Source organism: Megamonas sp. (genome assembly GCF_986095205.1).
The window spans coordinates 1-16,042 of record NZ_CFQVBI010000065.1 but is presented as its reverse complement, the minus strand read 5'-3'; the positions used below and the strand labels follow the sequence as shown (position 1 = coordinate 16,042).

At 30.1% G+C, this 16,042-nt stretch carries 15 protein-coding genes and 1 CRISPR repeat array; of the genes, 4 read left to right on the top strand and 11 right to left on the bottom strand.

Going from position 1 to position 16,042, the window contains the following annotated elements; translation table 11 throughout:
- Window positions 1-22 precede the first annotated feature (22 nt).
- The 7 genes from proC to dapF form a co-directional block, all read right to left on the bottom strand.
- The gene (gene proC / locus AC5LAX_RS08935) at window positions 23-814 is read right to left on the bottom strand and encodes a pyrroline-5-carboxylate reductase (RefSeq protein ID WP_117584744.1); all 792 of its coding nucleotides are present in this window, start codon (window positions 812-814) and stop codon (window positions 23-25) included.
- A 108-nt stretch (window positions 815-922) separates the two neighbouring features.
- On the bottom strand, window positions 923-2,128 hold the full coding sequence (gene coaBC, locus AC5LAX_RS08930; protein WP_288909633.1) for a bifunctional phosphopantothenoylcysteine decarboxylase/phosphopantothenate--cysteine ligase CoaBC: 1,206 nt from the start codon (window positions 2,126-2,128) through the stop codon (window positions 923-925).
- Between the two features lie 84 nt (window positions 2,129-2,212).
- Window positions 2,213-2,422, bottom strand: coding sequence for a DNA-directed RNA polymerase subunit omega (gene rpoZ, locus AC5LAX_RS08925; protein ID WP_015562278.1), 210 nt, complete (start codon window positions 2,420-2,422; stop codon window positions 2,213-2,215).
- A 29-nt stretch (window positions 2,423-2,451) separates the two neighbouring features.
- A complete protein-coding gene (gmk, locus tag AC5LAX_RS08920) occupies window positions 2,452-3,069 on the bottom strand; it encodes a guanylate kinase (RefSeq protein ID WP_008537807.1) in 618 nt (205 codons plus the stop codon).
- Window positions 3,059-3,334, bottom strand: a complete 276-nt coding sequence (locus AC5LAX_RS08915; protein WP_266287223.1) for a DUF370 domain-containing protein — start codon at window positions 3,332-3,334, stop codon at window positions 3,059-3,061. The genes gmk and AC5LAX_RS08915 overlap by 11 nt, the downstream gene beginning before the upstream one ends.
- 19 nt (window positions 3,335-3,353) lie before the next feature.
- Window positions 3,354-4,250 carry a YicC/YloC family endoribonuclease gene (locus AC5LAX_RS08910; RefSeq protein WP_018999680.1) on the bottom strand — a complete coding sequence of 299 codons (897 nt, stop codon included), beginning with the start codon at window positions 4,248-4,250 and terminating at the stop codon, window positions 3,354-3,356.
- Between the two features lie 31 nt (window positions 4,251-4,281).
- Complete coding sequence (gene dapF / locus AC5LAX_RS08905; protein ID WP_288909634.1) at window positions 4,282-5,112, bottom strand: diaminopimelate epimerase; 831 nt, start codon at window positions 5,110-5,112, stop codon at window positions 4,282-4,284.
- A 315-nt stretch (window positions 5,113-5,427) separates the two neighbouring features.
- Between dapF and AC5LAX_RS08900 the strand changes: the two genes are divergently transcribed.
- Window positions 5,428-7,200: an Rqc2 family fibronectin-binding protein gene (locus AC5LAX_RS08900; protein WP_288909635.1), complete on the top strand. Its 1,773-nt coding sequence runs from the start codon at window positions 5,428-5,430 to the stop codon at window positions 7,198-7,200.
- A 131-nt stretch (window positions 7,201-7,331) separates the two neighbouring features.
- On the opposite strand, the gene pckA is transcribed toward AC5LAX_RS08900, so the two are convergent.
- Window positions 7,332-8,909 (bottom strand): phosphoenolpyruvate carboxykinase (ATP), encoded by a 1,578-nt coding sequence (gene pckA, locus AC5LAX_RS08895; protein WP_117584747.1) that lies wholly within the window; start codon window positions 8,907-8,909, stop codon window positions 7,332-7,334.
- Between the two features lie 277 nt (window positions 8,910-9,186).
- Here pckA and AC5LAX_RS08890 point away from each other — a divergent pair, with 277 nt between their 5' ends.
- Window positions 9,187-10,062 (top strand): LysR family transcriptional regulator, encoded by an 876-nt coding sequence (locus AC5LAX_RS08890; RefSeq protein WP_204921536.1) that lies wholly within the window; start codon window positions 9,187-9,189, stop codon window positions 10,060-10,062.
- 78 nt (window positions 10,063-10,140) lie between these two features.
- On the opposite strand, the gene AC5LAX_RS08885 is transcribed toward AC5LAX_RS08890, so the two are convergent.
- Both AC5LAX_RS08885 and AC5LAX_RS08880 read right to left on the bottom strand, forming a co-directional pair.
- Entirely contained in the window at window positions 10,141-11,298 is a 1,158-nt protein-coding gene (locus AC5LAX_RS08885; RefSeq protein ID WP_008537718.1) for a toxic anion resistance protein, read from the bottom strand.
- A 5-nt stretch (window positions 11,299-11,303) separates the two neighbouring features.
- Window positions 11,304-12,269 carry a 5-bromo-4-chloroindolyl phosphate hydrolysis family protein gene (locus tag AC5LAX_RS08880; protein WP_193525687.1) on the bottom strand — a complete coding sequence of 322 codons (966 nt, stop codon included), beginning with the start codon at window positions 12,267-12,269 and terminating at the stop codon, window positions 11,304-11,306.
- A 196-nt stretch (window positions 12,270-12,465) separates the two neighbouring features.
- Between AC5LAX_RS08880 and AC5LAX_RS08875 the strand changes: the two genes are divergently transcribed.
- Window positions 12,466-12,957 carry an HD domain-containing protein gene (locus AC5LAX_RS08875; RefSeq protein ID WP_288909636.1) on the top strand — a complete coding sequence of 164 codons (492 nt, stop codon included), beginning with the start codon at window positions 12,466-12,468 and terminating at the stop codon, window positions 12,955-12,957.
- Window positions 12,958-12,987: 30 nt separating this feature from the next.
- Window positions 12,988-13,518: a GNAT family N-acetyltransferase gene (locus tag AC5LAX_RS08870; protein WP_115151723.1), complete on the top strand. Its 531-nt coding sequence runs from the start codon at window positions 12,988-12,990 to the stop codon at window positions 13,516-13,518.
- Window positions 13,519-13,720: 202 nt separating this feature from the next.
- A CRISPR array of direct repeats spans window positions 13,721-14,410; the repeat unit is 30 nt; unit sequence ATTTAACTTTAACAAGAGTTGTATTTGAAT.
- Window positions 14,411-14,562: 152 nt separating this feature from the next.
- On the opposite strand, the gene uraA is transcribed toward AC5LAX_RS08870, so the two are convergent.
- Window positions 14,563-15,834: a uracil permease gene (gene uraA, locus AC5LAX_RS08865; protein ID WP_204921702.1), complete on the bottom strand. Its 1,272-nt coding sequence runs from the start codon at window positions 15,832-15,834 to the stop codon at window positions 14,563-14,565.
- Between the last annotated feature and the right edge of the window lie 208 nt (window positions 15,835-16,042).

The window sequence follows — 16,042 nt, the reverse complement described above, 5'->3', positions numbered from 1 at the left end:
TATATCATATTTTTATATAAATTTATTTGTTTTCAATAGCATCAATAGCGTCAATCACTGCACTTCTAAAGCCTTTACGTTCTAAAGTTGCTACACCTACAATAGTAGTACCAGCTGGAGAACATACTGCATCTTTCATTGCACCTGGATGATTATTTGTAGCTAATTGCAATTTACCAGTCCCTACTATCATTTGACTTGCTAATTTATAAGCTACAGGGCGAGCAAGTCCATGCATTACACCAGCATCAGCTAAAGCTTCGATAAACATACTAGCAAAAGCAGGGCCACAACCTGCTACAGTTCCGCCAATGGATAATTGTTTAGTTTCCACAAATTGAACTATAGAAATTGTGGAGAATAATTTTGTAAATAAATCCAATTCTTCATCACTCAAAGAATGTGTATTTTCACAAATAAAAATACCTTCACCTATGGCTACTGGCGTATTTGGTATTGTACTTAAATGATGTGTATTTGGTAAAAGAATTTGTTCATATTTAGCAAAAGGAAAATTTGCTGCAATAGAAATAACAATTTTTTCTTGTAATTCTTTTTTTATCGGTGTGATAACTTCTTCTATCATATATGGTTTCACAGCTATGATGACCATATCTACATTATCAACAACTTCTTTTGCACTTTTACAAGGATTGATTTGTTTTTCTTTCGTATTTTTACAAAGCTTATCCCAATTCTTAGCACAAGCAAAAATTTGATTTCCCTGTATAGCTCCTTGATTAATTAAACCTGTAGCTATAGCTTGTCCCATATTGCCAAAACCAATAAAACCTAATTTTAAATTATCAAACATATAAATACCTTCTTTATTTATTTTTTTACATTATTTAACTTATATTTTATCATAACAATTAATTATAAAAAACTCCTATCAGCATCAAAACTAATAGGAGTTTTTCTATCATTTATTCATTTTTTCTTCAATTGTATCTAAAATCAATTTAGCAAGTTCTGCCTTTTGCATAAGTGGAGCTTGTTTTATTTCTCCATCACGAGTGATGATTTTAGCTATATTAGTATCTACATTAAATCCAGCCCCAGCTTGGCTTACATCATTTGCTACAATCATATCAAGATTTTTGCGCTGTAATTTGCCTTTAGCATATTCTTCAACATTCTGTGTTTCAGCAGCAAAGCCAACTAAATACTGTTTATCTGATTTTTTCTCGCCTAAACCTTTCAAAATATCTGGGTTTTTCACAAGTTCAATAGTCATGACTTCATCAGATTTTTTTATTTTTTGACTAGCTACTTCTTTTACACGATAATCTGAAACAGCTGCTGACATTATTGTAATATCACAATCTGCAAAATGTTCTTCAATATATTTTTGCATTTCACGTGCAGACTCTACTTTTATTAATTTTACATTTTCAGGTGCTTTAATATTTGTAATACCTGAAACTAAAACTACTTTAGCACCTCTACTAGCAGCTTCTGTAGCAATAGCATATCCCATTTTTCCACTAGAACGATTACTGATATAGCGAACAGGGTCAATAGGTTCTCTTGTACCTGCTGCACTTACAATCACTTTTTTGCCTTTTAAAGACTGATTATTTTGTTTTTCAACATAATCTTTTATAGTCTCTACTAAAGTAATAGGTTCTGGAAGTCTACCTATACCATTTACACCACAAGCTAAATGACCACTTGCTGGCTCAATAATATGATAATTATATTCACGAAGAGTATTTATATTTTTTTGTGTTATTGGGTTTTGATACATATTACTATTCATTGCAGGAGCGACAAAAACAGGTGCTTTAGTCGCCATAATCACAGTGGATAACATATCATCAGCAATACCATTTGCTATTTTACCAATAATATTTGCTGTTGCAGGTGCAATCAAAACTAAATCCGCCAAATTAGCAAGAGCAATATGTTCTACATTCCAATTTGTAACTTTATCCCACATAGAAACATTTACAGGATTTCCACTGATTTCTTGAAATGTAAGTGGTGTAACAAAATTTGTAGCTTCTTTAGTCATTACTACATGTACATTAGCGCCTAATTTTCTTAATCTGCTAGCTACATCTACAACTTTATAAACTGCAATACCACCACAAACTGCTAATAAGATATTTTTGCCTTTTAACATAATAAACCTCTTATATAAAATAAATTAATATTTACCGTCTTAATTAGCAAAAAAGGCAAGTATTAGCTTGCCTTTCATTTTAAATTAAATGCTTTTTTTCACACGTGCAAAAGTAATTTTATCTTCTGCAACTTCTTCTAAAGCATTTGTAACATCTTTATGAGATTGAAGTACGGATTTTACAGGAGAACCTGCTAAAATTTGTCTAGCTCTTTTAGCTGCTAAAACTACTAAAGTATATTTGCTATCAACTTTTGGTAAAAGTTGGTCCATAGAAGGATGTACTATATCCATTATAAATCGCTCCTTTGCAATATTTTAATTTAAACTTTTTCATTTTCAAGTTGAACAAGTTTATCTAAATTATTATACACTGCACAGCGTTCAGCTTCAATAATATGCAAAATTTTATTTACAACATCACTGACAACTTCATTAGTGATGATATAATCATAATTATTTCCGCGTGGAATTTCTTCAATAGCAGCGCTGAGGCGACGTTTTATTGCTTCTTCAGTTTCAGTACCACGTCCGCGAATGCGTTTTTCAAGTTCTGCAAGAGAAGGAGGTAATAAAAAGATAAATGTACCTTCTTTTAAAAACATTTTCTGTACATTTAAAGCACCTTGAGTATCGATTTCAAGTAATACATCTTTACCACTTTCCAATACTTCACGTACTTTATCTGCTGGAGTTCCATAATAATTTCCATAAACTTCAGCCCATTCTAACAAACGATTTTCTGCTATCATTTGCTGAAATTCTTCTTTAGATAAGAACCAATAATCCTTACCATTCACTTCGCCTGGTCTAGGTTTACGTGTTGTTGCTGATATGGAAAATACAATTTCTGGCTGTGCTTTTAATAATTCTTTGCAAACAGTCCCTTTTCCTGTACCAGATGGTCCAGAAATAACGATTAAATTACCCTTATTCTTCATTTACTCTACCCTTTTCTTTTATAATATCCATATTTACTCTATTTGTTATTGTTTCTGGCTGTACAGCCGATAAAACAACAGTCGAATTATCCATGATAATCACTGAACGTGTACGACGTCCATAAGTGGCATCGATTAAAATTTTTAACTCTTTTGCCTCTTGGACTATACGCTTTATTGGTGCTGATTCTGGAGCGACAACTGCGATAATTCTATCTACAGCTATAATTGTACCATAACCAATATTAACTAATCTTGCCTGCATAACTTTTACCTATTTTTACCTATTCAATATTTTGAATTTGTTCACGAATTTTTTCTAATTCGCCTTTAATCTCTACTACTAAATTAGCAATTTCAGCATTATTAGCCTTAGAAGCCATTGTATTTGTTTCACGGTTCATTTCTTGGACAATAAAGTCTAATTTACGACCAATATTGCCTTCCATTTCCAAACTAGCCTTAAACTGCTGTAAATGACTTCCCATGCGTACAATTTCTTCTGTAATATCCATTTTATCTGCCATTATCGCACATTCTTGGATTATTCTATTCTCATCAATATTTTGCTCACTCAATAAAGATTTAAGTGTTTCTATCAATTGAGTTCGATAATTTACTAAGCGTTCAGGAGCTATTACTTTTATTTTTTCTGTATGCTTAGCAATGATATCTAAACGGCGAAGTAAATCTTTTTTTAGATTTTCACCTTCAATACATTTCATTTTAACAAATTCTTCTGTAGCTTCTTCTACAGTAGCCACTAATAATGGTTTTATCGCTTCTAAATCTAAACTATCATCAGCTAAATTTATCACGCCTTGAAAATTTGCCAAATCTATTAAAGATATATTTTTTAATTTTGCTTTTTTATCTACACTTTTAATAGTTGTATTGATTTCCTGTAAGCTTTTATAATAAGCAATCAATAAATCTTTGTCAATGGCTAACTTTTTATTTTCTTCATTGTTATTTACAAAATTAATGTAAATATCTATTTTTCCACGAAGAGCATATTTATTTAAAGCCTCAACTATACTTGCTTCTAAAGCACGTAGTCCACTTGGCATACGAATAGAAATATCGCGATATCTATTGTTTACCGCTTTCATTTCTACGCCGATTTTATATATTCCATTATCAAAAGTTGCTGAGCCAAAGCCCGTCATACTTCTTATCAAAAAAATACCTCCCCAAACCTAATTAAGATTATTACTCAACCCATGTTGCTGTGAAAACTTTTGTAGCAGGGCCAGTCATATAAATACGATTATTATCAGCCCACTGTATTGTTAAAATACCGCCATCTAATTCAATTTGAGCTGTTCTTTGTGTACGTTTATTTAATACACAAGCTACTAATGTAGCGCAAGAACCAGTACCACAAGCCCAAGTGATACCTGCACCACGTTCCCAAACACGCATACGAACATATTTATCATTTTTTACTTCTACAAATTCTGTATTTGTTTTCTTAGGAAATACTGGATTAGTTTCAAATTTTGGACCAATTTTTTCAAGTTCTACACTATTAATATCATCAACAAAAACGATACAATGAGGATTTCCCATAGATACGCAAGTCATTTTATAAGTTTGACCATCTACGGTAATATCTTCATTTACTACTTGATTATTGCCAAAGCCAGATACTGGAATTTTATCGCCTTCTAAAATAGGTTCACCCATATCTACATGAACAGTGCCATCTTCCATAATTTCAGGAACGATTATACCAGCACCAGTTTCTACAGTGAATTTATTTTTATCTGTAAGATTAGCTTCTTTTACACATTTGGCAAAGCAACGTATACCATTGCCACACATTTCAGCTTCACTGCCATCACTATTGATGATTTGCATACGAAAATCTGCTATTTTAGATGGCAAAATAAATATAACACCATCAGCGCCTACACCAAAATGACGATCACAAATTTTTTCTGCATTTGCGATTATTTCACTGATATCTTCATTATTGAAAGCATTTACTAATACAAAATCATTTCCACAAGCTTGCCATTTAGAAAAATTAAATTCCATGATAAAATCCTCCTTAAACACATTATTGAAACAATGTATTTATTTTTACAAATTTAAAATCTATTCAGGCTCATTATAGATAATAACTAAATTATTATATTATAACTATAACTAATATTAATTCGCTATTAAATATCAACAATCCTGCTCATATTATTATAATTATTCATCTTTTTAAAGAAAATACTAATTAATGACAAAAAACTTAGCAAAAACTGCTCAATTAATAATTTATCAAATAAAAATACCTATGATATAATATTTTAGATATTAATTTCTTAACCTAAGAAATTAACGAAAGGAATGAATTAAACTATGAGCTTAGATGGATTTTCATTAAATCCTTTAATAAATGAACTAAACGACAAATTAGCAGGTGGTAGAATAGATAAAATCTGCCAACCAAACAAACAAGATATTTATTTATATATTCGCCAGCCTGGACAGACATATATTTTATATCTTTCTATAAATCCTCAAAATCCTATGGCAAATATAACTGAATTTCAACCAGATAATCCACCTGAACCACCAGTTTTCTGCATGGTTTTACGTAAACAATTAGAAGGTGGTCGCATCGCCTCTATTTCTCAATATGGTTTAGACCGCATGATTTTAATAGATATTGATACCTTAGGGTCAAAAAGTCTTATCATTACAAAAACTTTAATAGCTGAACTTATGGGAAAATATAGCAATCTTATTTTAATGCAAGACGGAACTATTATTGAAGCTTTTCGCCGTGTAGGTGAAAATAGCAACCGCGTGCGTACTGTCTTACCTGGTCAAAATTATGAAGTCCCACCTATTCAAGACAAAATAAATATTTTAACTACCGATACAAATTCATTTATTGAACGCTTAAAAACATATCAAGAAGCGACGTTATATCAAGCAATCATCGCTAGTGGATTGGGCTTTGGACCAATAACAGCAAAAGAAATCATTTTTTTAGCTGGCTTTAGCAACGATTTATTGATAAAAGATATGGACGAAATGGATTTTTCTTCTATAACTAATATCATTGATGAATTAAAACTCATGTATCAAGAAAAAAACTTTTCACCAACATTAGTCTTAGATAAAAAACGTAAAATTAAAGCTATGGCACCATTTACTCTGCATATTTTCAACGAAAAAGATTTCACCCTTAAAACATATGCAGATATTAATGCTCTATTAGAAGACTCCAAGAACTATACTAACAGTTATTATAATTTGCCAGAAAAAGATTTCTATCGTAAAACAATCCATAATGAAATTAATCGTTTAACTAAAAAAGAAAAAATTCTTACAGAAGAATTAGCTAAAGCACAAAAAGCTGAAAAATATAAAATAAAAGCTGATAACTTAATGACTTATCAATACCAATTTAAAGACCATCAAGACAAAGAAATTTCTGTAGCTAATATTTATGATGAAAATTATGCACCTATAACTATTGCATTGGATACGAAATTAACTCTAATTCAAAATATGCAAGCTTACTATAAAAAATACGATAAGTTAAAACGCTCTACACAAATGTTAGAAATCCAAATAAAACGTTGCCAAAAAGATAGAGAATATGCTCTAACCATAGAAACTGCTATAGATGCTTGTACTACTATAGCCGATATTGAAGATATCAAAGCTGAAATGATTAAAGCCGGATTTTTACCACCTGAAAATAAGAAAAAAGCTTCTATTGCTCCATCTAAACCATTTAAATTTGCTCTACCTAATGGAATGTTTCTATTTGTCGGCAAAAACAATTATCAAAATGATAAACTCACTTTTAAAACAGCACACAGTGATGATATTTGGTTGCATACAAAAGATATCCCTGGCTCTCATGTCATTATTGATACTAAAGGCGATGAAGTAGATGAGGATACTCTATTTTTAGCTGCCCAAATCGCAGGATATTTCAGCAAAGCTCGTGGTTCTTCTAAAATTCCTGTTGATTATGTAGAATGTAGATATCTAAAAAAACCATCAGGAGCTAAACCTGGTTTTGTTATCTTTACAAATAATAAAACTTTATATGTAACACCTGATGAAGATGAAATCATGCCAATCATCAATAAAGATTTAAATAAAAAATAAGTAAAAAAAAGACTACCATATTTATTTTTGGTAGTCTTTTCTCATTAATTAAATTATCGCCATTAAATTTATTTATTGCCTAAAAACTTTAAAATCATATTTATAATTTTTCTACAAAAACCAAATTCATCTCAGTCTTCAAGTCTTGGTCCAGCATTTAAAATTTCTTCTGGCATTTCGCCTGCAAATCGTTTAACATTTTCAGCGAACAATCTTACTAATTTTTCAGCTTGATTTTTATATGCTTTTTTATCCATCCAAGTATTTTCTGGATTTAATACTTCACTTGGTACACCTGGGCAGCTATCTGGAATATTTAATTGGAAATATTCATGTTTAGTCCAAGTAACATCATCTAATTTACCATCTAAAGCAGCAGAAATCATAGCTCTAGTGTATTTTAATTCCATACGTTTACCAACGCCATATGGACCACCAGTCCAACCAGTATTAACAAGATATACACTAGTATTATATTGATTAATTTTTTCACCTAATAATCTAGCATATTGTAATGGTGGTAATGGGAAGAATGGTTCACCAAAACCAATGGAGAATGTTGCTTGTGGTTCTGTAATACCACGTTCAGTACCAGCAACTTTACTTGTATAACCAGATAAGAAGTGATACATAGCTTGTTCTTTAGTGAGTTTTGCAATAGGAGGTAATACACCAAAAGCATCTGCAGTCAAAAAGATAATTGCATTTGGATGACCTGCCATACTTGGTACAATAGCATTTGGAATATTTTCTATTGGATAAGCTGTACGCGCATTTTGTGTAAATCTAGCATCAAAGAAATCTGGTTCACGAGTATATGGATTGATATAAACATTTTCCAAAACAGTTCCATATTGAATTGCATTATAAATTTCAGGTTCACTTTCAGGTGTGATTTTTATAGTTTTTGCATAGCAACCACCTTCAACATTGAAGATACCATGTTCACTCCAACCATGTTCATCATCACCAATTAAGGAACGATTAGGGTCAGCAGATAAAGTTGTTTTACCTGTACCACTTAAACCAAAGAATAATGCAGAATTTCCATCTTTACCTACATTTGCAGAGCAGTGCATGGATAAAACACCACGTTGAGGAAGAATGAAGTTCATAACAGAGAAAATAGCTTTTTTCATTTCACCTGCATAAGCACCGCCACCGATTAATACCATTTTTTTGCTGAAATTAACAATAATAAAAGTTTCAGAATGTGTACCATCTTCAATTGGATTAGCTTTTACACTAGGCATACAAATAAGTGTAAATTCAGCAGGTGTAGTAAGTTTAGTTTTTGGTCTAATGAATAATTGTTTTAAGAATAAATGATGCCAAGCATGCTCATTAATGCATTTTATTTGTAATTTGTATGCAGGGTCTGCACCAACTAAAGCATCAGTTACAAATAATTGATGATCTTTAGCATATTCTTTCATTTTTTCATAAAGACGATTAAATGTATTTTCCGAACATGGTTGATTTGTATTTGACCAATGTATTAAATCATGAATATCTGGAGTATCGACAATAAATCTATCTTTAGGTGAACGACCTGTATGTTTACCAGTAGTTACACAAATTGCACCTTTATCAGATAAACGTCCTTCATGATTTCTAACCGCTTCTTCAAGTAATTCAGGAATTGTTGCATCATAAGTTATTCTTCTTGCTACAGATAAGAAATCTTGGCTAGAATAGTTATTCATCATTGTAATCAACCTCTCTTTTATCTATGTTAATTTTTCATAGTATTTATTACTTTGATTTACCATATGAATATATAATTCTATAAAAATTTCCTTATTCCTCCAAATCTTCCGAAATTTTTATATATTTTTATATAAATTTAACATAATAGATAAAACTTATGGCAAAAAACATTTATAATAAATAAAATATTGGATATATGCTATTTTTATGCTATAATATCTATGTGTTAATTAATAAAATTTATTATACATAAGATATTTTCAATAGGAGGATTATATGGAACTTAAACAACTAGAATACTTTCAAATGACTAGCCGTTTGAAAAATATTACTAGAGCAGCCAAACGGCTTTCTGTTTCTCAACCAAATATTACAGTTGCTATAAAAAAATTAGAAGCAGAACTTGGCATACAACTTTTTGAACGTAGCCAAAAACAATTATCACTCACACCAGAAGGAGCTGTATTTTTAAATCGCATTGAACTTGCTTTGCGTAATATTCAAGATGCCGTTTTAGAAGTTAATGACTATAAACAACTTCAAAAAGGCACTATCAAAATTGGTATTCCTTCTATGATCGGAGCATATCTTTTCCCAAAAATTTTCTCTGGTTTCCAGAAAAAATTCGCTCATTTAGATATTTATCTTTATGAAAAAGGCTCTATGTCTATTCGTGAATCCTTAGAACGTGATGAATTAGATTTTGGTATTGTCATCATCTCCAATGCTTCTCCTAGTTTACAGTTATTACCAATGTCTACTAACCAAGTAGTAGCTTGTGTTCCTGAAGATAGCCCACTTGCTCAAAAAGAATCTTTATCTTGGAGCGATGTAAGTAATATTGATTTAATTATGTTAAAAGAAGGTTCTTTTATCCGTAATTTAATTCAACAAAAACTCAAAGAACATAATATTCAACCAAATGTTATTTTAGAGTCAAATCAAATTGAAACTATAAAAGGTCTTATCTCTAGCAATGTTGGTATGGCATTTCTCTTAGACTTCGTAGTTCAAGATACACCTCATCTTAAAACATTACCAATAGAAGATCCTATATTTGTAGATGTTGGTCTTGCATGGAAAAAAGATAGATACATCTCTAAAGCAGCTCAATCTTTTATCAATTTCTGTCAAGATACATTAAATAAATAAATTATAAAATAAAAAGGATAATCCACTTATTTTAGGATTATCCTTTTTTCTAATTTTTATAATTTATTTAATGATATTTTAGCGATGAGCTAGTAAAGTTTGTTTTAATTTGTCTTCAATTTGTACAAGTTCAGCTTCTGCTAATTTACGACGTTCACGTCCATCTTTTTGAATTTTAATAGTTTCTTCAATAGTAGAAATCAAATCTTCATTTACTTTTTTTACAGTTTCGATATCTACAATTCCACGTTCTGTTTCACGTGCTGTCTCTATTGTATTTTGTTTCAACATTTCAGCATTGCGTCGCAATAATTCATTTGTAGTATCTGTTACTTCACGTTGCATCTGTAAAACTTTTTGCTGTCTAGATAAACCAAGCGCAATTACAATCTGACTTTTCCATAATGGAATAGTATTATAAATAGCACTTTGTACTTTATCAACTAAAACTTTATCATTATTTTGAATAAGACGTATCTGTGGTGCTGTCTGTATAGCTATTGTTTTACTCAATTTCAAATCATGAACTTTTTTCTCAAAACGACTGACAGCATTTTCAAAATCACTGACTACTTGCACTGCCATTTGATTTTGAGAATTTACAGCTTCCATGCGTAATTTAGGAATAGTATGCTGTTGCAATTCTAAGATTTTTTCTTCGCCAGCTTTAATATATAACTGCAATTCTTTAAAATACTCTAAATTTCGTTGATACATAGTATCAAACATTACAATATCTTTCATCATGCTCATGCGGGCTTTATCTAATTCGCCTTGTATCTTATCAATCTGTACAGATAATTTATCATATTCTGCCATCATACTTTTAGCACTGCCAACTAATGAGCCTAAAATAGGTATTTTCTTTATAAAACCGCCACTATTTTTACTATCTACATCAAAACCTTTTACTTTTACTACTAAATTACTTAATAAATCGCCAACATGCCCACTATCTTTACTGCGAATATTATTCAAAATACTATCTGAAAACTCCGCTATATTTCGTTGTGCATTTATGCCATATTGTACAGAAGTCTGCGAATTCGTCAAATCTATATTTTCTTTTATTTCATCAATACGTTTTCTATCTTCTGGTGAAATCAATTCTGTTTGCTTTGTAACCTGCTCAATCTCTTCTTTTTTTGTCATTACTTGCCAATTTTGAGCATCAGCATTATTGTCCATTGTCTGTGTTTTTGCTTTGATTAAATCATCTAAACTAATATCTGCCATAAGTTTCACCCTCTATTCATATTATCAAAAAATTTGCGATAAAAATCATCTTTATCCATAAATAAATAGCGTATACCTTCTATAAATCCCGCAATAAAAGGTATGCCTGTCCATGAAAATAATAAATAAAAAATTCCCATAAAAGTTTTGCCTAAATAAAATTTATGTGCGCCAAAACCGCCAAATAAAATTCCTAGACCTCCAGCAATTAATTTTTTACGCAAAACTTCATCACTATCAAAAAATTTTTCTGGTAAATGTTTTAATTGCCAACGCATTCTCTGCATAGGTTTATCATGCATACAATTTTTACGTCTATAGCTAAAGCCAGATTTTATCTCTTGGGTGCGGTCTTGCTTTTTCACATCAAAACCATCTGCTTTTATTGTATTTTCCATGACTTTTAATTCCGCGTCCATATCTAATAACTGGTCATTTATCAATTTTTCAAATTGCTCTGTATAAGCATTACTCAATCCATATAAAGTATTTTTTGTTCTTTCCTTTATATCATTTACACTATCTGTATTTAACTGCGTATTTTCTATTTCTACATATTTTTCAATTAAACCAGCCACAGTATCCTGATAATAATCGATAAATCTTCTAGCTAAAGTAATTTTTTCTGGATGTTTTTGTAGATATTGTAAAATATTCAAAGATACCTTTTGCATATCTTGCACATGCATTTTTAATTCACTATCTCTGATATATTTCAATGAGCCTTTTATATAATTATAATCCTCTAACGCTTTTTGATAACTTTCCTGCAATAATTTACTATTTTCACTATCATCTAAATCTAAACTAATCTGCTTTTTCTTATTTGGTTTAAATGTCAAAAAGACGCCTACACCTAAAGCCACCGCTCCTATCAAATTCACAATATCACTAAAATGTGTTATCATATCAAACCCAATAAAAGCCAAAATAGTCGTTATAACTGCTAAAAACATAATAAAACTAAACATAATTTTTATTCTCCTATATTTTATTATACTTATTAAATTCTAATAAACCCTTTTAAAATCCTGCACTACAAAAATAATTATACAAAATTTATACTGATTATGCTTGTATATCATATTAAAATTGTATTAAAATAAAATTAAAAATTTTACTCAACATTTATTCTTAAAACAAAACCATACTTAGGAGGCTTTTATTATGACAAATATAAATAATGTATTACTAGAAATGATTAATTATTATCAAGGCGACCCTAAACGCATTCAACATTTTCTTAAAGTACATAGCTTTGCAAAATTCATAGCTGAACAAGAAAACTTACCTTCAGATAAATTGTATATTTTAGAAATCGCTGGTTTAATGCATGATATCGGCATAAAAATTGCTGAACAAAAATACAATAGTAGCAATGGAAAATATCAAGAATTAGAAGGCCCTGCACCTGCTAAAGAAATACTTAGAAAACTTCAAGTAGATACTGCTGTAATAGATAGAGTATGTTTCTTGATTGCCCATCATCATACTTACAATAATATTGACGATTTAGATTACCAAATCCTAATAGAAGCAGATTTCTTAGTAAATCTTTATGAAGATAATTGTTCAAAACAAACTATAGAAAATGCATTAAATAGAATTTTTAAAACTAAAACAGGCATTAATTTATGTAAAACTATTTATGGTATTTAATCATATTCAACTAATAGAAAGGAATTTTTTATGTCCCCAAACCTTGATATTGAATTAAAACCAGTAATTCCCAAAGAATATCCTACATTTATCAAAAATTTACAAGAGGCTTTTTCTCCTGCAATTATTGAAAAATTTGGCACAAATGAATATCTTCCATCTAAAAACGATATATTATTCTCACTTACTGCTAAAAATGCAGAAATTTTCCACATTATTTATAATAATCAATGTGCCGGCGGTGTTGTTCTCATGATAGACAAAAATACTCATCATAATTCTTTAGATTTATTCTTCATATCACCAAAATATCATGGAGACGGCTTGGGTCTTGCAACATGGAAAACCATTGAGAAAAAATATCCCGATACAATCACATGGAGAACAATTACGCCATATTTTGAACAAAGAAATATACATTTTTATATAAATAAATGCGGATTTCATATAATAGAATTTTTCAATAAATATCACAAAGAAAAAAATATGCCCAATCATATAAATGATAAACCCAATCCATGTATAGATAATTATTTTCTCTTTGAAAAAAAGATGAAATAATCCAAAGAAATGCTACTTGCCAAAGATATTTTATCTCTAATTTTACCAGTTAAATTCTTAAAAAAGCTTTTCATTACCTGAAAAATAAGGCTTTTTATAAAATCTTTAAAATTACCATTATCGCTGGTAAAAAATATCAATATCCTTGTATATCAATACTTTTAATAGTATAATGAAAATCACAAATACTGATTTTTCTAGCATTTAACTTTAACAAGAGTTGTATTTGAATTTCCGTCTATAAGGTCGCTAGAATAAACATCTATAAGTATTTAACTTTAACAAGAGTTGTATTTGAATAACGGATAAAAAAGGTAATATTAAAATAACAGCTTAATTTAACTTTAACAAGAGTTGTATTTGAATTGTATGAATGTACTTATACAGATGATGAAAAAGTTGATTTAACTTTAACAAGAGTTGTATTTGAATGAAAACCGAACAACTTGAAGAATTAGGTTTTAAACGATTTAACTTTAACAAGAGTTGTATTTGAATCTGTAAGAAGCAGGTAACCTATCTATTCCATAATATTTAACTTTAACAAGAGTTGTATTTGAATGTTCTTTCTTCAACTTGTTTAGCTTCTACAATAGCAATTTAACTTTAACAAGAGTTGTATTTGAATGACCGCCAATCGACTACATTAAAGAGAAATAACTCTATTTAACTTTAACAAGAGTTGTATTTGAATATTTGTTTAGTAATATCATTAACAATAGTAGGTTCAATTTAACTTTAACAAGAGTTGTATTTGAATATTATAGCAACACCGTCTTTTGATGGTTTATTAGGATTTAACTTTAACAAGAGTTGTATTTGAATCGTTTTTATAAAAAAGTAAATAAAATTTTATAAAAAAATTTAACTTTAACAAGAGTTGTATTTGAATGCGATTACTGATGAAAAGATATATACTTCTGTATTATTTAACTTTAACAATTGTATATTTCTAAAATAACTTTTCCACTATTTGATAAATATGTAGATAATTATAAAAATAAAAACTCATGGATTAAAATACCCATGAGTTTTTATTTTGCTTTATTCTTTATTAGCTATACCTAATTTACCAAAAACATAAAACGATAAGCTGAGAATCATGCCACAGACAACAGCAAGGCCCATACCTTTTAATTGTACAGGACCAATATTTACAGCAGCTCCACTAAGACCACTTATCATAGTTACGGCAGTAAGTATCATATTTCGCGTACTAGTATAATCAACTTTTTTCTCTATAAGCATACGTATACCAGAACAAGCGATAACACCAAATAACAATACAGAAATACCGCCCATTACTGGTACTGGAATAGCATGAATAATAGCAGCAATTTTACCAATAAAAGAGAAAAGAATAGCAAAAACAGCAGCTCCACCGATTACCCACACACTATAAACACGAGTAATAGCCATAACGCCCATATTTTCACCATAAGTAGTATTAGGAGTTGAACCTACAAAACCAGATAAAACATTAGAAACACCATCAGCAAATAAAGAACGATTAAGTCCTGGATTTTTAATTAAATCTCTATCAACAATACTACTTGTAACAACAACATGCCCAATATGTTCAGCAAAAACTACAAACAATGCAGGCATGATAATCATGATAGCGTGAATATTAAAAGTTGGTTCATAGAAAGTTGGTACTTGTACCCAACTAGCAGCTTCTACACCAGACCAATCTACAATACCTAAACAAAAAGCCATGATATATCCTGCAATTACACCAATTAATACAGGAATTACACTTAAAAATCCTCTACCAATTACAGAAGCTAAAATTGCCACAGCTAATGTAAATACAGAAGTAATCATTGCAAGCTCATTTGGAATGCCTTGCGATTGCATTGTATCACTGATAAAACCAGACATATCCAAAGCAAGTGGTGCAAGTTCAAGACCAATTACTGCTACTACTGCACCCATCGCAGCTGGTGGCAAAATAATGTCAATCCAAGCTGTACCTAATTTACCCACAACAAAAGATAAAATAATAAAAGATAAACCAAATGCTATAAATCCACCTTGAGCGTCGCCATAACTAAGTCCACTAGTAGCAAGTACTGCTAAAACTGGAGAAATAAATGCAAAACTAGAACCTAAATAAGCAGGTAATTTCCCTTTACAAATGATTAAATACAAAATTGTACCTATACCATTCATAAATAAAGCTGTTGCTGGATTTACATGAAGTAAAAAAGGAACTAACACTGTAGAACCAAACATAGCAAACAAATGTTGTAAACTAAGTGGAATTCCTTGCAACAAAGGCACTTTTTCTTCTACGTCATAAAACTTTTTCATTTTGTCCTCACTTTCATAAATAAATAGAAAATTCCTTAGTTATTTTATCATAAGAAATCATATCTATCTATTTAAAAATAAAAATATCTATTAAAAACCAAAAGATTATTGCATATTTACCGCTTTTAACCATACTGAGCAAGAAGTCTCCTACCTCTAAGGTAGTGAGATGAATTGCTCCTTAGAAGATTGACTGGATATATGTTTT